The organism is Leisingera sp. ANG49 (assembly GCF_059694505.1).
The window spans coordinates 718,902-736,558 of the sequence record NZ_JCATZN010000001.1; the positions used below are offsets into that span (position 1 = coordinate 718,902).

Below are 17,657 nucleotides of genomic sequence, written 5' to 3' on the forward strand. Positions count from 1 at the left end.
GCCAATATCAGGCCGGCAGGCGGCAATTGCACCGCACTGGAATTTACAGAAAAGCCCTTGAAAACAAGCGCCGGTATGCGTCCGCATGCAAATTTGTTTTCAGACCGCGCCGGACTTCCGAAATTCGTTTACAGATAAATCCTTTGATACCGGCATTTTATTCACAAATTTTCAGACTGCGGTATTATCTGGTCTCAGGAGGAAACGGTTTGACAGCCACGGCACAGCGTTGTCGTTTGTCTTGCCAATGAAATTCTGGGAGGAAACCGAATGAACGCGCTGCACGCAGACGCTGTCTATCCGCCGTCCGACGAAACCGTTGCCCGGGCGCATGTGAATGCCGCCAAGTATCAGGAGATGTACGAGGCCTCGCTGTCCGATCCCGAAGGCTTCTGGGGCGAACAGGGCAAGCGCATCGACTGGATCAAGCCCTTCACCCAGGTGAAGGACGTGAACTACAACTTCGGCAATGTCTCGATCAACTGGTACGCCGACGGCACCCTGAACGTTTCCGCCAACTGCATCGACCGCCACCTGGACACCCGCGGCGACCAGACCGCGATCATCTGGGAGCCGGACAGCCCGGAAGAAGACGCGCAGCACATCACCTACAAGGAGCTGCACCGCCGCACCTGCCGGATGGCCAACATCCTGGAATCGATGGGCGTTCGCAAGGGCGACCGGGTTGTCATCTATCTGCCGATGATCCCGGAAGCGGCCTATGCCATGCTGGCCTGCGCCCGCATCGGCGCCATTCATTCGATCGTCTTCGCCGGCTTCTCCCCCGACGCGCTGGCGGCCCGCATCAACGGCTGCGACGCCAAGGTCATCATCACCGCGGACGAGGCGCCGCGCGGCGGCCGCAAGACCCCGCTGAAGTCGAACGCCGACGCGGCCCTGCTGCACACCAAGGACACGGTGAAATGCCTGGTGGTCAAGCGCACCGGCGGCCAGACCACCTGGGTGGACGGGCGCGACTATGACTACAACGAGATGGCGCTGGAGGCGGACGACTACTGCAAGCCGGCCGAGATGAACGCCGAGGATCCGCTGTTCATCCTCTACACCTCCGGCTCCACCGGCCAGCCCAAGGGCGTGGTTCACACCTCCGGCGGCTACCTGACCTATGCCGCGATGACCCATGAGGTCACCTTTGATTACCACGACGGCGACATCTACTGGTGCACCGCTGACGTGGGCTGGGTGACCGGCCACAGCTACATCGTCTACGGCCCGCTGGCCAATGGCGCCACCACCCTGATGTTCGAGGGCGTGCCGACCTACCCCGATGCCTCCCGCTTCTGGCAGGTCTGCGAAAAGCACAAGGTGAACCAGTTCTACACCGCCCCCACCGCGCTGCGCGCGCTGATGGGCCAGGGCGACAAATGGGTCGAGAGCTGCGACCTGAGCGCTCTCAAGGTGCTGGGCACCGTGGGTGAACCGATCAACCCGGAAGCCTGGGAGTGGTATCACAACGTGATCGGCAAAGGCACCGTGCCGATCGTCGACACCTGGTGGCAGACCGAGACCGGCGGCCACCTGATGACTCCGCTGCCGGGCGCGCATACGCTGAAGCCGGGCGCGGCGATGAAACCCTTCTTCGGCATCCAGCCGGTTGTTCTGGACCCGCAGTCCGGTGTCGAGATCGAGGGCAACGGCGTCGAGGGCGTGCTGTGCATCAAGGACAGCTGGCCGGGCCAGATGCGCACCGTCTGGGGCGACCATGAGCGGTTCGAGAAGACCTATTTCTCGGACTACAAGGGCTACTACTTCACCGGCGACGGCTGCCGCCGCGACGAGGACGGCGACTACTGGATCACCGGCCGCGTCGACGATGTGATCAACGTCTCCGGCCACCGCATGGGCACCGCCGAGGTCGAAAGCGCGCTGGTTGCCCACGCCGCCGTGGCCGAGGCCGCCGTGGTCGGCTACCCGCATGAGATCAAGGGCCAGGGCATCTACTGCTATGTGACCCTTATGAACGACAGAGAGCCGTCGGATGATCTGCTGAAGGAGCTGCGCACCTGGGTCCGCACCGAGATCGGCCCGATTGCCTCCCCCGACGTGATCCAATGGGCCCCTGGCCTGCCCAAGACCCGCTCCGGCAAGATCATGCGCCGCATCCTGCGCAAGATCGCCGAGAACGACTTCGGTTCCCTGGGCGACACCTCGACCCTCGCCGATCCGTCGGTGGTCGAGGACCTGATCGAAAACCGCGCGAACAAGGGGTGATTGAACGATGACCACGGAAGTAATGACCCGTCCCGCCGTTCTGATCCTGCTGGGCCCCCCGGGCGCCGGCAAGGGCACCCAGGCGCGGATGCTGGAGGAAAAATTCGGCTATGTGCAGCTGTCGACCGGCGACCTGCTGCGCGAAGCGGTTGCCGCGGGCACCCCGGCCGGCCTCGCCGCCAAGGCGGTGATGGAGGCAGGCCAGCTGGTCAGTGACGAGATCGTGATCAACATCCTGCGCGACCGTCTGACAGAGCCGGACTGCGCCAAGGGCGTGATCCTCGACGGCTTTCCCCGCACCACGGTGCAGGCCGAGGCGCTGGACGGTCTGCTGGCGGAAACCGGCCAGAAGATCAACGCCGCGATCAGCCTGGAAGTGGACGACGCCGCGATGGTCGAGCGAATTTCCGGCCGCTACACCTGCGCAGGCTGCGGCGAGGGCTATCACGACAGCTTCAAGCAGCCCGCCGAGGCCGGCAAATGCGACAAATGCGGCGGCACCGAGATGAAGCGCCGCGCCGATGACAATGCGGAAACCGTTGCCAGCCGGCTGGAGGCCTATCACGCGCAGACCGCGCCGCTGATTGCCTACTACGGCGGCAAGGAAGTTCTGAAGACCACAGATGCCATGGGCGGTATCGACGACATCGCCCGGGACATGGCGGCCATCGTGACCGAGGCCACCAGCTAACCAACAAGAAACGGGGCCTGCGCTGAACCCGCAGGACCCCGTCCCCCGGACATTGGAATACCCGAAGGCACCGCCTTGGCGGACCAGCGGAGTCATGCCTGCACGCCCGTGAACCCGGCAGCAGGCAAACAGAGGAGGTTTGCCCTGCGCTCCCGCACGGCAGGCATGGAGGAAGAAGGAGGAGCCGCCATGGCGGATCAAACCACAAACGCCGCAAAGGCCGCCGAAGCCGACAAGGGCTATTGGGCGGCCAATGTGCGCATCATTATCGTCAGCCTGATTATCTGGGCTGTTGTTTCATTCGGCTTCGGCATTCTGCTGCGCCCGCTGCTGTCGGGCATCAAGATCGGCGGCAGCGATCTGGGCTTCTGGTTCGCCCAGCAAGGCTCGATCCTGGTGTTCCTGGGGCTGATCTTTTTCTACGCGTTCCGGATGAACAAGCTGGACCGCGAATACGGCGTGGAGGAAGAATAAGATGGACCAGTTTACCATCAACCTGCTGTTTGTGGGCGCGTCCTTTGCGCTCTACATCGGCATCGCGATCTGGGCCCGCGCGGGCTCCACATCTGAATTCTATGCCGCGGGCCGGGGCGTTCACCCTGTCACCAACGGCATGGCAACCGCGGCCGACTGGATGTCGGCGGCCTCCTTCATCTCGATGGCGGGCCTCATTGCCTTCACCGGCTATGACAACTCCACCTTCCTGATGGGCTGGACCGGCGGCTACGTTCTGCTGGCACTGCTGCTGGCCCCCTACCTGCGCAAGTTCGGCAAGTACACCGTGTCCGAGTTCATCGGCGACCGGTTCTATTCCCCGACCGCGCGTGTGGTGGCTGTGATCTGCCTGATCGTCGCCTCGACCACCTATGTGATCGGCCAGATGACCGGCGTCGGCGTTGCCTTCGGCCGCTTCCTGGAGGTCTCCAACACCGCGGGCCTGCTGATCGGCGCCTGTGTGGTCTTCGCCTACGCCGTGTTCGGCGGCATGAAGGGCGTGACCTACACCCAGGTGGCTCAGTACTGCGTGCTGATCACCGCCTACACCATCCCGGCGATCTTCATCTCGTTGCAGCTGACCGGCAACCCGATCCCGGCCCTGGGCCTGTTCGGCGACCACGCCGCCTCCGGCGAGCCGCTGCTGGCCAAGCTGGACGCGATCGTGACCGAGCTGGGCTTCAAGGAGTACACTCTGCACCATGCCGACACCTTCAACATGGTGCTGTTCACCCTGTCGCTGATGATCGGCACCGCGGGCCTGCCCCACGTGATCATGCGTTTCTTCACCGTGCCGCGCGTGGCTGACGCCCGCTGGTCGGCCGGCTGGACCCTGGTGTTCATCGCGCTGCTGTATCTGACCGCTCCGGCTGTTGGCGCCATGGCGCGCCTGAACATCACCGAAATGATGTGGCCGAACGGCGGCATCGAAGGCGGTGCCGTGACCGTGCAGCAGATCGAGAACGATCCGCAGTACGACTGGATGGCCACCTGGCAGAAAACCGGCCTGCTGGCTTGGGAAGACAAGAACGGCGACGGTGCAATCCAGTACTACAACGACCAGTCCGAAGAGCTGCAGGCAACTGCTGCGGCAAACGGCTGGGCCGGCAATGAGCTGACCAAGTTCAACCGCGACATCCTGGTTCTGGCCAACCCGGAAATCGCCAACCTGCCCAGCTGGGTGATCGGTCTGGTGGCGGCTGGCGGCCTGGCGGCTGCACTGTCCACCGCTGCGGGCCTCTTGCTGGCGATCTCGTCCGCCGTGTCGCACGACCTGATCAAGGGCTCGATCAACCCGAACATCTCGGAAAAAGGCGAGCTGCTGTCGGCCCGTATCGCCATGGCCGTGGCCATCGGTGTGGCGACCTACCTGGGTCTGAACCCGCCGGGCTTTGCTGCGCAGACCGTGGCACTGGCCTTCGGCCTGGCCGCAGCCTCGATCTTCCCGGCGCTGATGATGGGCATCTTCACCAAGGTGAACAACAAGGGCGCCGTGGCCGGCATGCTGGCAGGCCTGATCGTGACCCTGGTCTACATCTTCCTGCACAAGGGCTGGCTGTTCATCCCGGGCACCAACTCCTTCACCGATGCGGACCCGCTGCTGGGCACCATAAAATCCACCTCCTTCGGTGCGATTGGCGCAATGGTGAACTTCGCGGTGGCCTACTTCGTGTCGAAGTCGAGCGAGGCGATCCCCGCCGAGATCGAAGAGCTGGTGGAAAGCGTCCGCATCCCGCGCGGCGCAGGTGCCGCACAGGACCACTGACCTCCCCTGGGCGGGCTGCTCCCAGCGGCCCGCCTCTTCCCTCATGGTCCCGTCCGGTGTTTCACTGGCGGGGCCATTTTTTTCCTGATCCCATGCAGGTACAACCATGCCCCTATCTGACGCCGCCCTGCTCCGCTTCCTGTCCTCGGTTCACCCCTATGACAGCCTCGACCCGGCGCGGCTGCAGGATCTGGCGCCGAAGTTCCGCCTGATCCAGGCCGCCGCAGGCGATCCCGTCTATGCCCTGAACGAGGAGCTGAACGGCCTCTACCTGGTCCACACCGGCGAGGTGGAAGTGACCGATGAGAACGGCATCCCTGTCTCCATCCTCGGCCCCCGCAATTCATTTGGCGAGCGCGGGCTGACCCGCGGCGGCCGCGCGGTGACATCGGCCCGGGCCACGGCAGAGACGCTCCTGCTGCTGCTGCCCAAGACAGACTTCCACGCCCTGATGGCAAGCCAGCCGAAGGTGGCCAGGTTCTTCGACCGCCGCCGCCCCGGCAGCCGGAACTCCGGCAGCCTTGCGACCACCCGCGTGGCGACTATCATGGCCCGCGACCCGGTCACCTGTTCCGGCGGCCTCACCTGCCAGGGTGCGGCGCAGCTGATGCGGGACCGCCGGATTTCATCCATCTGCGTGACCGACGGGGACACGCTGCACGGCATTCTCACCACCCGCGACCTCACCGGCAAAATCCTCGCTGCGGGCAAACCGATCTCCACCCCGGTCAGCATGGTAATGACCCCGGACCCGCTGACCCTGGCGCCCTCTGCCATCGGCTCCGACGTGCTGCACATGATGATGGAGCACGGCATCGGCCACATCCCGGTGGTTGAGGCTGGCAAACTTGCAGGCATTGTCACCCAGACCGACCTCACCCGCTTCCAGGCCGTCAGCTCGGGCGAGATGGTCGCTGCCATCGCCCGCGCCGGGTCAGCTGAGGAGATGGCCAAGGTCACCGCCGAAATCCCCCGCCTGCTGGTGCAGCTAGTGGCAGGCGGCAACCGGCACGAGGTGGTCACCCGCCTGATCACCGACATCGCCGACACCGTGACCCGCCGCCTGCTGGCGCTGGCCGAGGAACACCTCGGCGCCCCGCCCGTTCCCTACCTGTGGCTCGCCTGCGGCTCGCAAGGGCGGCGCGAGCAGACCGGCGTCTCCGATCAGGACAACTGCCTGATCCTGTCCGATGATCTGGCCCCCGGAGATGAGCCCTATTTCGAGCAACTCGCTAGGTTCGTCTGCGACGGGCTCAATACCTGCGGCTATGTCTATTGCCCCGGCGACATGATGGCCTCCAACCCTCGCTGGCGGCAGCCGCTGCGAGTCTGGCGCGACTATTTCCGCGGCTGGATCGCCAAGCCCAGCCCCGAGGCGCAGATGCTGGCCTCGGTGATGTTCGACCTGCGCCCGATCGGCGGCGACGCCGCGCTGTTTGCGGACCTGCAGCAGGAAACCCTGAAGGCCGCCAGCGCCAACTCGATCTTCACCGCGCACATGATCGCCAACTCGCTGAAGCACACGCCGCCGCTGGGCCTCTTGCGCGGGCTGGCCACCATCCGCTCGGGAGAGCACCGCAACACGCTGGACATGAAGCACAACGGCGTTGTGCCGGTGGTGGACCTGGGCCGCATCTATGCGCTGCAGGGGCAGCTGGCAGAGGTCAACACCCGCGCCCGGCTGGAGGCAGCGGAGGCCGCGGGCGTGCTCAGCCCCTCCGGCGCGCGCGACCTCATGGACGCCTACGACTTGATCTCCCAAACCCGGCTGGAGCATCAGGCCGGGCAGATCCGCAGCGCCCAGGCGCCGGACAACTATCTGGCGCCCTCGGATCTGTCGGATTTTGAGAGAAGCCATCTGCGCGACGCCTTTGTTGTGGTAAAAACAATGCAATCGGCGGTTGGCCACGGTAAGGGGATGCTGAGCTGACGGCTGCGCCTGCGGAGAATGCGGGAGCCTGAGGCGCGAGTATTTTGAGAAAGATGAAAAGGCCGGAGGCCTGCGGGGAGAGCATATGTTTCTGGAACTGATTGCGGTGGTTTTTGCGGGCATTGCCGCGGCGGGCGTGGTGATGCTGCTGAACCGGACGCTGAAGGGGCGGCTGCCGCGCTGGATGGCGCCGGTGGCGGCGGGCCTGGCGATGATCGGCGTCACCATCGCCTCCGAATACGGCTGGTACAGCCGCACCAAGGCCGCCCTGCCCGAAGGGCTGGCCGTGGCCGAAACCATCGAGAACCGCAGCCTCTACCGCCCCTGGACGCAGGTGGTGCCTTATGTGGACCGCTTCGCCGCGGTGGATACCGCCACGATGAAAAGCCACCCGGCGCACCCGCAGGTTTTCCTGGCTGATCTCTATTTCTTCGGCCGCTGGGCGCCGGTCAGCAAACAGGCCGCGGTGCTGGACTGCGGCAAGTGGCGGCGAGCGCTGGCCGGAGGCACAGCCGCGTTTTCCGGCGACGGGCTGCCCAAGGGGCTGGACTGGGTGGCAGCAGCGGCCGATGATGCCATTTTGACCACTGCCTGCGGAGGATAGCCATGCACACACGCTTGTCACTGCGGCTGCGGATCTTCCTGTTCTTCTGCCTGCTGGCGCTTGGCGGCACCGCGGTCACTGCCGGCGCGCTCTGGGCCGGCTACAACCGCGCGGGCCAGCCCGAGCTGATGGATGCCTTCATCTTCTCCGGCCTGCTCAGCGCTTTCGCCATTCTCGGCCTCTGCGCCGCGGTCTGGCTGCTGTTCGACGAAAACGTCGCCAAGCCGATCGAGCGGCTGGCCGCCGGCATGCGCGCCCGCGCGCATGCCGGTGTCAGCAAGGAACTGGACACCCACGGCGCCCGCTACCTGGGCGATCTGGCCGCTGCCGCGGAAGGGCTGGCCGGAAAGCTGGGCGCCTCGGCGCTGGACGCGGCAGAAGCGATCGCCCGCGAGACGGAGCAGCTTGAGGCGGAGAAAACCCGGCTGGCGGCGCTGCTGACCGACATTCCGGTTGCCACCGTGATGGCCAGCCCCGCGCATCAGATCGTGCTTTATGACGGCCAGGCCGCCGCGGTGCTGGCGGAGGAGGCGCCGCCGCGGCTGAATGCGCCGCTGTCGGATTATCTGGACCAGACCGGGCTGGAGGCGGCCTACGGCCGTCTGGTGCGTGGCGGCAAGGAGATTGAGGCGGAAGTCAAAAGCGCCAGCAGCAGCCAGGTGTTCGAACTGCGCCTGAAACCCCTTGGCGGCGCGCCGGGCTATATCATCCTGTTCGAAGGCGCCCATGCCGACCTCGCCCCGGAGCAAGACCGCCCGCTGGTCTATGACTTTGCGCTGCTGGAAACCGAACACGCAGAGCTGAACGGCCGCAGGCTCTCCAGCCTCAGCTATGTGGTGTTCGACACCGAGACAACCGGCCTGCTGCCGCACAAGGACGAGATCGTGCAGATCGGCGCCCTGCGGGTGGTGCGCGGGCGGATCATCGAAAGCGAAGCCTTTGAGACCCTGGTGAACCCGGGCCGCCCCATTCCGGCTGCCTCGACCAAGGTGCACGGCATCACCGATACCATGGTGCGGGGACGTCCGGGCATTGCCAATGCCGCCCGCGATTTCCACCGCTTTGCCTCCGACGCAGTGATCGTGGCCCATAACGCCCCCTTCGACATGGCGTTTCTGCACCGCCACGCCAAGCGCACCGGCGTCACCTGGGACCAGCCGGTGCTGGACACGGTGCTGCTGAGCGCGGTGCTGTTCGGCGCCTCCCAGAGCCACACGCTGGATGCGCTTTGCGACCGGCTGGATGTCACCATCCCGCCTGCCCTGCGCCACACCGCGATGGGGGATGCCCGCGCCACCGCAGAGGTGTTCTGCAGGATGCTGCCGATGCTGGAGGCCCGCGGGCTCACGACTTTCGGCGCGGTGCTGGAACAGACCCGTAAGCATGGCCGCCTCATTGAGGACATGAATCAGGAGCAGAACCGAGGCTAGACAATCGGGGCCATGCGTGGCAGGTCACGGCCCGGAACGAACAAAAGGCGCGCGAAATGGCCGACACCAGCTTTATTCCCGGGCCGGACACCGCCCGGGCCTACCGCGATGCGCTCGGCTGCTTTGGCACCGGGGTGACCGTTGTCACCACCCGGACAGAACGCGGCCCGCTGGCCATTACCGTCAACAGCTTCACCTCGGTCTCGCTGGACCCGCCCCTGATGCTGTGGTGCCCGGCCAAGGCCTCGCTGCGCCATGACGCCTTTGTCGCGGCTGAAAATTTCGCGATTCATGTGATGGCGGAGGACCAGCTGGGCTTGTCCAAGCATTTTGCCGCCTTCGGCGAGGATTTCAGCGCCGCGGCCTGGCAGCCCAACGAACTGGGGGCGCCGGCGCTGGAGGGGGTGATTGCCCGTTTCGACTGCCGCCGCTATGCCGCCCATCCTGCGGGCGACCACACCATCGTCATCGGAGAAGTGGCGCGTGTCACCACCCGGCCGGGCAAGGGGCTGATCTTCAAACGCGGCCAGTATGGCGGCTTTCTAGAACAGGGCTGACCGCCTCCTCCGCAAAGGGCAAGCCATCTTCGGGGGCAGGATGCGGCCCGGCCGGCGCCTCGTCCCCGGCAATGCCGACGGCGGACGGGCCGGCCAAGTGCCCGTCTTCCCCGGACAGCTGATGCGGCAGCACCGCATAAGCGGTCAGATCCATGCCGGGCGTCATGCTCAGCGCCCGCTGCGGGCAGACCGAAACGCACAGCCCGCACTGCGTGCATAGCGACTCTACAAAGGTCAGCGCGCCGCCGTTCTCAGTCAGGCTCAGCGCGTCCGAGGGGCAGACCCAGACACAGCTGCTGCAATTGTTGCACAGGGTCTCATCCAGACTGACAGACCCGTAAGGCGCCTGCTCCGGCAGGGCGGCATGACCGGTGCTGGCAGGCAGCAGCGCCGCCGCACTGGCCCGCGCGGTGTCCCGTCGGTTGCCTACCGCCAGCACCTCCGGCGCAACCGCGGGAAACGGCAGCAACCGCGCCGCCAGACGCCGGTCCACCCCGGCGGCACCGTTGAACAGCAGGATCCGGCCCAAGCCCCCCAGGGCCCGTACCAGGTCCACTTCCAGCCGCTGCGCCTCCTGCCCCTGCGGCGCGGTGCAGGCCTGCAGGTAGACAACGTCGAAACCGCAGGCCAGAGCATGCAGCAGGTCGGCATGGGTGATCTTGTCCAGGCGGCAGACCGCTGCCGGAACCACATCGCTGTGCGCAGTGCAGGACTCTGCCAGCCCCGGCGGCTCGAGCTCATACAGCACCAGAATCTGCGCCCGGCCTGTTTCCAGCTTGCGTCTGTGCGCGGCCTGACACAGCGCCATCAGCGGCAGGGCACTGCTCCGGCTGGCCACATCCAGCAAGGCGGACCGCCCCTTGACCGCATACCTGGACCGGCATTCGGCGGCCTCCGGCCGAGCGCAAAGGCACAGATGCTGCGGTGCGCAGCCAGCAGGCCCTTGCCGTTCAGAGATATGTCCGCACACCTCTCCCATAAAGGAAGGTTAACACAAAACAGAACAACCTTAGGGAGTATTTTCTCCGCACAGCCTTTTTGTTGCAGTTTTAACAGAACCGCAGGCCTGCCACGCAAAACCCCGCCGGACCGGATCCGGCGGGGCTGTAAGGCTTTCGGCAGGCGCGTTGCCTTACTTCAGCGCCGCATCGGTGATGGCATGGGTCCAGGCGCCTTCCGGCTGCTTGGTGATCACCGGATCAGAGCCGCCGCCCATCAGGGTCGACACGGTGCGCTCATAGTCTGCCGGGTCCAGCGCGCCGTTGCTGCCTGCGGTCAGCTTGGCGATCTCGCCCATCATCCGCTTCTGGTGGGTCTCGGTCTGGGCGCCGGAGGCATCGTTGTCCAGCACGATCTCTGCCGCCTCGTCCGGGTTCTCCTCGGCGTATTTCCAGCCTTTCATCGACGCCCGGACAAAGCGCTCCATCTTGCCGGTGAACGCCTCATCGCTCAGCTTTTCCTCCAGCACGTACAGACCGTCTTCCAGCGTCGCCACGCCCTGGTCCTCATACTTGAAGGTGATCAGCTCATCCGGGGACACGCCCGCATCAATCACCTGCCAGTATTCGTTATAGGTCATGGTCGAAATGCAGTCCGCCTGGCGCTGCAGCAGCGGGTCGACGTTGAAACCCTGTTTCAGCACTTCCACACCGCTTTCGCCCTTGCCTTCGGTGGAGATGCCCAGCTGGCTCATCCAGCTCATGAAGGGGAACTCGTTGCCGAAGAACCAGACGCCCAGGGTGCGGTTGGCCAGATCGGCAGGCTCGGCGATGCCGGTGTCCTTCCAGCAGGTCAGCATCATGCCGGAGGATTTGAACGGCTGGGCGATATTGACCAGCGGCAGGCCCTTTTCGCGCGCTGCCAGCGCCGCGGGCATCCATTCCACAGTCACGTCAGCGCCGCCGCCGGCAATCACCTGGGTCGGCGCGATGTCGGGGCCGCCCGGCAGGATGGTGACGTTCAGGTCCTCTTCCTCATAGAACCCCTTGTCCAGCGCCACATAGTAGCCTGCGAACTGCGCCTGGGTCACCCATTTCAGCTGCAGCGTCACGTCATCCGCCGCCTGCGCCGCCCCCGCGGTGCCCAGTGCCAGCGCTGCCGCCGTCATCAGATGTTTCATGTCTCGTTCTCCCTATTGATTATGGTGTGAAGCTTGCCCGGGTTTGACCATTCGTTCAAAGTTTTTTCTTTATAAGGCCGGCCTTTGCCGGCACCCCGCGCAAGATTCCCGCAAAAAACCGCCCCGCAATCAGCGGGACGGTTCAACTTTCAGCCCCGCTGCGACGGGTGCCAGAAGGTAAAGCTCTTCTCGATCAGCGCCACCAGCCCGTAGAAGGCCGAACCGGCCAGCGCCGCCACCACGATTTCCGCCCAGACCATGTCCAGCGCCAGCTGGCCGACACTGGTGGAAATGCGGAAACCCATGCCAACGGTGGGCGAGCCGAAAAACTCCGCCACGATCGCCCCGATCAGCGCCAGCGTGGTTGAGATCTTGAGCCCGTTGAACACAAACGGCAGCGCTGCCGGCAGCCGCAGCTTGAAGAAGCTCTGCCAGTAGGTCGCCGCATAAGTCTGCATCAGATCCCGCTGCATGGCCGAGGTCTCGCGCAGGCCCGCCACCGTGTTCACCAGCATCGGGAAGAACACCATGACCACCACGACAGCGGCCTTGGAGTGCCAGTCGAATCCGAACCACATCACCAGGATCGGCGCGGTGCCGACAATCGGCAGCGCCGCCACGAAGTTCCCGACCGGCAGCAGCCCGCGGCGCAGGAAATCGCTGCGGTCCACCAGGATCGCGGTCAGGAAGGCCGCGCCGCAGCCGATCACATAGCCGCCAAGCGCGCCTTTCAGGATGGTCTGGGCAAAATCCTCCCACAGGATCGGCAGGCTGGAGGCAAAGCGCGCTGCAATCACCGTGGGCGCCGGCAGGATCACCAGCGACACCGCCAGTCCGCGAACCAGAAGCTCCCAGACCACCAGCACGGTGATGCCAAAGATGGCCGGCACCAACAGCTGCACCGCGCGGGTTTTCGAGGCCGGGCTGTTTGCCAGGCGGCTGTTCAGCCACCAGCCCAAACACCAGACAAGGATTGCAAGGATCACCAGTATCATGCCCGCACCCCCATCCGGTTCAGCACCAGTTTCTCAATCAGCCCCAACAGCGCCACCAGCGCCGCCGCCAGAATCGCCGCGGCAAACAGCGCCGACCAGATCTGCACGGTCTGCCCATAGTAGCTGCCCGCCAAAAGCCGCGCGCCAAGGCCCGCAACCGCCCCGGTCGGCAGCTCACCCACGATGGCCCCTACTAGCGAGGCGGCAATGCCGATCTTCAGCGAGGCAAACAGGTAGGGCATCGAGGACGGCAGCCGCAGCTTCCAGAACCCCTGGTTCGTGTTGGCATTGTAGGTTTTGAGCAGGTCCAGCTGCATCGCATCCGGCGCCCGAAGCCCCTTCACCATGCCGACAACCACCGGGAAGAAGCTGAGGTAGGCTGAGATCACCGCCTTGGGGATGATCCCCTGCACCCCGATGGAGTACAAAACCACGATAATCATCGGCGCCAGCGCGATGATCGGGATGGTCTGGCTGACAATCGCCCAGGGCATCACCGACATGTCCATGACGCGGGAATGCACGATCCCCACCGCCAGCAGGATGCCAAGCCCGGTGCCGATGGCAAAGCCCAGAAGCGTGGCCGACAGCGTCACCTGCCCGTGATAGATCAAGCTGCGCTTGGAGGTGATCTTCTTCTCCACCGTGGTCTCCCACAGCTCCACCGCCACCTGATGCGGCGCGGGCAGCCGCGGGCGCTCCTGCACCCAAGTGTCATTGATGGCAAAGCTGTTCTTCGCCACCAGCCCGATCTCGCTCATGCCCCGGCGTTCCTTGGCGGTCGCAGGGGTGACCTCAACCCCTGCCCGCTCCGCCTGATCCAGCACCCCCTTGATGTTCATCGGCACGCAGGCCGCGTACCAGAAGGCGATGATGGCGGCGAGCACGGTGAGGACGGCAACAAGGCTTTTCATGACCCCGCCCTCCCTGACCGGCAGCCGCCCGGTGCACAGGGGGTGCACAGGGGGTGCACAGATGTCACCCCCCAATTCCGGCGGGTCCTTCTGGCAAATTCAGTCATCGCCATGCCCCGCCCGCAGGCCCTCGCGCACCCGGTGGGCGATCTCGATGAACTCCGGGCTGTCGCGGATATCCAGCGGCCTCTCCTTGGGAAGCGTGCTGTCGATCACGTCGTGGATACGGCCCGGCCGCGGCGACATCACCACGATCTTGGTGGACAGATACACCGCCTCAGGGATCGAGTGGGTGACAAAGCCGATGGTCTTGTCAGTCCGCGCCCACAGCTTCAACAGCTGCTCATTCAGGTGGTCGCGCACGATCTCATCCAGCGCCCCGAAAGGTTCGTCCATCAGCAGGATATCGGCATCAAATGCCAGCGCCCGCGCGATACTCGCCCGCTGCTGCATACCGCCCGACAGCTGCCAGGGGAACTTACCGTCAAAGCCTGACAATTCAACAAGTTCCAGGACTTGGTTAACGCGCTTTTCCTGCTCCGCCTTGGAGTATCCCATGATCTCCAGCGGCAGCTTGATGTTCTTGGAGATGGTGCGCCAGGGGTACAGCCCCGCCGCCTGGAACACATAGCCGTAGGCGCGGTTGCGCCGCGCCTCATCCGGGGTCATGCCGTTGACGCTCAGGCTGCCGCCGGTTGGTGTTTCCAGCGCCGCGATACAGCGCAGAAAGGTGGTCTTGCCGCAGCCCGACGGGCCGATGAAGGAGACAAAATCGCCCTTGTTGATCTCCAGGCTCACATCCTTCAGCGCGTGCACCGGGCCATCGTTGGTCTGGAAGGTCAGGTCCAGGTTCCGGGCCTCAATCACGCAATCTGCGGGGGCTGGTGCGGAAGCGGCGGCCTCGGGTCGGATTGCCTGGGTGGTCGGTTCCATATTCATATCTTCGCCTTGATTTCACACAGGAAAACGGGCCGCCGTTACCGGCAGCCCGCTCCTGATTTACACGCCTGTTGCCGGGATGCCGGTGCGTTCCACCGGACGCGGCGCGGTCAGCTCTTTCCAGGTCGACAGCGCCTTGTTCACCGTGGTGTTGGGCTCCCGCGACACGAACTTGCCGTGGCCCTCCTGGCAGCGGATCTCGCCGTCATGCACCGCCACATGGCCTCGGGTCAGGGTAAAGCGCGGCAGGCCCTTCACCTCATGCCCCTCGAACACGTTGTAGTCGATCGAGGACTGCTGGGTGCCTGCAGAAATCGTTTTGCGCTTTTCCGGGTCCCAGACCACCAGGTCGGCGTCGGCGCCAACCAGAACCGCGCCCTTTTTCGGATAGCAATTCAGGATCTTGGCGATGTTTGTTGACGTAACCGCAACAAACTCGTTCGGGGTCAGGCGGCCGGTTTCCACGCCGTGGGTCCACAGCATCGGCATCCGGTCCTCCAGCCCGCCGGTGCCGTTCGGGATCTTGGTGAAATCGCCAACGCCAGTGCGCTTCTGCTCCGTTGTAAAGGCGCAGTGGTCGGTCGCCACGACAGACAAGGAGCCTGACTGCAGTCCGGCCCAAAGGCTGTCCTGATGCTGCTTGTTGCGGAACGGCGGCGACATCACCCGCCGGGCGGCGTGGTCCCAGTCCTTGTTGAAATACTCGCTTTCATCAAGGGTCAGATGCTGGATCAGCGGCTCGCCCCAGACCCGCTTGCCCTGCATCCGGGCGCGGCGGATGGCCTCGTGGCTGTCCTCGCAGGAGGTATGCACGACATAAAGCGGCACGCCAGCCATATCGGCGATCATGATCGCGCGGTTGGTCGCCTCGCCCTCCACCTGCGGCGGGCGGGAATAGGCATGCGCTTCCGGTCCGGTGTTGCCCTCCGCCATCAGCTTGGCCTGCAGCTCCGCCACCACATCGCCGTTTTCGGCATGCACAAGCGCGATGCCGCCCAGTTCCGAAAGGCGTTTGAACGACGCATAAAGCTCATCATCATTCACCATCAGCGCGCCCTTGTAGGCCATGAAGTGCTTGAAGGTGTTGATGCCGCGCTCCTGGATCACGGTCTTGATGTCGTCAAAGACCTGCTCGCCCCACCAGGTGACCGCCATGTGGAAGGAATAATCGCAGTTGGCGCGGGTCGACTTGTTGTCCCAGCGCTTCAGCGCGTCCAGCAGGCTTTCGCCCGGGTTCGGCAGCGCGAAATCCACCACCATGGTGGTGCCGCCGGCCAGCCCGGCGCGGGTGCCGCTCTCAAAATCATCGGAACTGTAGGTGCCCATGAAGGGCATCTCCAGGTGGGTGTGCGGGTCGATCCCGCCCGGCATCACATAGCAGCCGGTGGCGTCCAGCTCCTCGTCGCCTTTCAGGTTCGGGCCGATTTGGGTGATGACTCCGTTTTCAATCAGCACATCGGCCTTGTAGGTCAGATCGGCGGTCACGATGGTGCCGCCTCGGATGACTTTACTCATGGTTATAACTCCCTGAATCGGGGCGCATTTTGGCGCCTCCACTTATCTCTTCCGCTGTCTGGCGCAGCTTGTTTCACCTTTCCCGAAGCACTCCGGGGGAGCGGCCCAAGGGGCCGCGGGGGCGGCGCCCCCTATTCAACGATCTCCGCTGTTTCGACCACCGCGTGGAACAGCACATTGGCGCCGGCCTCGGCCCATTCCTTGCTGATCTCCTCGGCCTCGTTGTGGCTGAGGCCGTCGACGCAGGGGCACATTACCATCGCGGTCGGCGCCACCCGGTTGATCCAGCAGGCGTCATGGCCGGCGCCGGAGATGATATCGAGATGCGAGTAGCCCAGCCGGTCCGCCGCATTGCGCACCGCGCTGACGCAGCCCTCGTCAAAGGCCACCGGGTCGAAGCCGCCCACCTTCTCGAACTCGATCCCGACCCCCATCGCCTCTGCAATCCGGGTGCCCTTCTCGCGCAGCCGGCTTTCCATGTCGGTGATCACGTCCAGATCCGGGCTGCGGAAATCGACGGTGAAGACCACCTTGCCCGGGATCACGTTGCGCGAGTTCGGGTAGACGTCGATATGGCCCGCGGCGCCGACCGCATGGGGCGCGTGGCTCCAGGCGATTGCGTCCACCTCCTCCAGGATCCGCGCCATCGCAAGGCCCGCATTGCGGCGCATCGGCATCGGGGTGGAACCGGTATGGGCGTCCTTGCCGGTGATGGTCACCTGCGTCCAGCTCAGTCCCTGGCCGTGGGTCACGACGCCGATGTCCTTGCCCTCGGCCTCCAGGATCGGTCCCTGCTCGATGTGCAGCTCAAAGAAGGCGTGCATCTTGCGGGCACCGGTTTCCTCCTCGCCGCGCCAGCCGATGCGCTTCAGCTCATCGCCGAACTTCTTGCCCTCGGCATCTTCCCGGTCGTAGGCCCAGTCCTGGGTATGCACGCCGGCGAACACGCCCGACGACAGCATGGCCGGCGCATAGCGGGTGCCTTCCTCGTTGGTGAAGTTGGTGGCCACAATCGGGTGCTTGGTCTTGATGTTCATGTCGTTGAGCGAGCGGATCAGTTCCAGCCCCGCCAGCACGCCCAGCACCCCGTCATATTTGCCGCCGGTCGGCTGGGTATCGAGGTGAGAGCCGACATAGACCGGCAGCGCGTCCGGATCGGTGCCTGCACGCATCGCAAACATGTTGCCCATCTGGTCCAGCCCCATGGTGCAGCCTGCCGCCACGCACCATTTCTGAAACAGCGCACGGCCCTCGCCGTCCTCGTCGGTGAGCGTCTGGCGGTTGTTGCCGCCTGCCACGCCGGGGCCGATCCTGGCCATCTCCATCAGGCTGTCCCACAGCCTGTCACCATCGATTTTCAGATTCTGTCCAAGCGACGTCATCAACAGCTTCCTTCCCTGTGCGCCCGTCTTTGCAGGCTGTCCGGCTTGGCGCCGTGTTAGGTGGCTTTGAGTGCCGGTCTCATCAAAGC

At 64.8% G+C, this 17,657-nt stretch carries 15 protein-coding genes; 8 read left to right on the plus strand and 7 right to left on the minus strand.

All coding sequences use genetic code 11. The annotated features are described in order from the left end of the window. The first annotated feature begins 270 nt into the window (after window positions 1–270). From acs to AC58NV_RS03610, 8 genes are all read left to right on the plus strand, one after another. A complete protein-coding gene (gene acs, locus AC58NV_RS03575; protein WP_497225911.1) occupies window positions 271–2,232 on the plus strand; it encodes an acetate--CoA ligase in 1,962 nt (653 codons plus the stop codon). 7 nt (window positions 2,233–2,239) lie between these two features. Beyond that, a complete protein-coding gene (locus tag AC58NV_RS03580) occupies window positions 2,240–2,923 on the plus strand; it encodes an adenylate kinase (RefSeq protein ID WP_497225912.1) in 684 nt (227 codons plus the stop codon). A gap of 189 nt (window positions 2,924–3,112) precedes the next feature. Then, window positions 3,113–3,397 (plus strand): DUF4212 domain-containing protein, encoded by a 285-nt coding sequence (locus AC58NV_RS03585; protein ID WP_497225913.1) that lies wholly within the window; start codon window positions 3,113–3,115, stop codon window positions 3,395–3,397. Between the two features lies 1 nt (window position 3,398). Beyond that, a complete protein-coding gene (locus tag AC58NV_RS03590) occupies window positions 3,399–5,183 on the plus strand; it encodes a sodium:solute symporter family protein (RefSeq protein WP_497225914.1) in 1,785 nt (594 codons plus the stop codon). Between the two features lie 106 nt (window positions 5,184–5,289). Then, a complete protein-coding gene (locus AC58NV_RS03595) occupies window positions 5,290–7,113 on the plus strand; it encodes a DUF294 nucleotidyltransferase-like domain-containing protein (RefSeq protein WP_497225915.1) in 1,824 nt (607 codons plus the stop codon). An 85-nt stretch (window positions 7,114–7,198) separates the two neighbouring features. Then, entirely contained in the window at window positions 7,199–7,717 is a 519-nt protein-coding gene (locus AC58NV_RS03600; protein ID WP_497225916.1) for a hypothetical protein, read from the plus strand. 2 nt (window positions 7,718–7,719) lie between these two features. Then, a complete protein-coding gene (locus AC58NV_RS03605) occupies window positions 7,720–9,147 on the plus strand; it encodes a 3'-5' exonuclease (protein WP_497225917.1) in 1,428 nt (475 codons plus the stop codon). Window positions 9,148–9,203: 56 nt separating this feature from the next. Then, window positions 9,204–9,704: a flavin reductase family protein gene (locus AC58NV_RS03610; protein ID WP_497225918.1), complete on the plus strand. Its 501-nt coding sequence runs from the start codon at window positions 9,204–9,206 to the stop codon at window positions 9,702–9,704. On the opposite strand, the gene AC58NV_RS03615 is transcribed toward AC58NV_RS03610, so the two are convergent. The 7 genes from AC58NV_RS03615 to AC58NV_RS03645 all read right to left on the minus strand — a co-directional run bounded on the left by AC58NV_RS03615 (window position 9,664) and on the right by AC58NV_RS03645 (window position 17,568). Then, window positions 9,664–10,542 carry an ATP-binding protein gene (locus AC58NV_RS03615; RefSeq protein ID WP_497226388.1) on the minus strand — a complete coding sequence of 293 codons (879 nt, stop codon included), beginning with the start codon at window positions 10,540–10,542 and terminating at the stop codon, window positions 9,664–9,666. The two genes, AC58NV_RS03610 and AC58NV_RS03615, sit on opposite strands and share 41 nt — an antisense overlap. A gap of 294 nt (window positions 10,543–10,836) precedes the next feature. Next, on the minus strand, window positions 10,837–11,823 hold the full coding sequence (locus AC58NV_RS03620) for an ABC transporter substrate-binding protein (RefSeq protein WP_497225919.1): 987 nt from the start codon (window positions 11,821–11,823) through the stop codon (window positions 10,837–10,839). A 149-nt stretch (window positions 11,824–11,972) separates the two neighbouring features. Beyond that, complete coding sequence (locus AC58NV_RS03625) at window positions 11,973–12,818, minus strand: ABC transporter permease (protein WP_497225920.1); 846 nt, start codon at window positions 12,816–12,818, stop codon at window positions 11,973–11,975. Beyond that, entirely contained in the window at window positions 12,815–13,732 is a 918-nt protein-coding gene (locus AC58NV_RS03630; protein ID WP_497225921.1) for an ABC transporter permease, read from the minus strand. Before AC58NV_RS03630 ends, AC58NV_RS03625 begins: the two co-directional genes overlap by 4 nt. Before the next feature lie 99 nt (window positions 13,733–13,831). Then, a complete protein-coding gene (locus AC58NV_RS03635; protein ID WP_497225922.1) occupies window positions 13,832–14,671 on the minus strand; it encodes an ABC transporter ATP-binding protein in 840 nt (279 codons plus the stop codon). A 60-nt stretch (window positions 14,672–14,731) separates the two neighbouring features. Next, window positions 14,732–16,186: a dihydropyrimidinase gene (hydA, locus tag AC58NV_RS03640; RefSeq protein WP_497225923.1), complete on the minus strand. Its 1,455-nt coding sequence runs from the start codon at window positions 16,184–16,186 to the stop codon at window positions 14,732–14,734. Window positions 16,187–16,317: 131 nt separating this feature from the next. Then, entirely contained in the window at window positions 16,318–17,568 is a 1,251-nt protein-coding gene (locus AC58NV_RS03645; protein ID WP_497225924.1) for a Zn-dependent hydrolase, read from the minus strand. Between the last annotated feature and the right edge of the window lie 89 nt (window positions 17,569–17,657).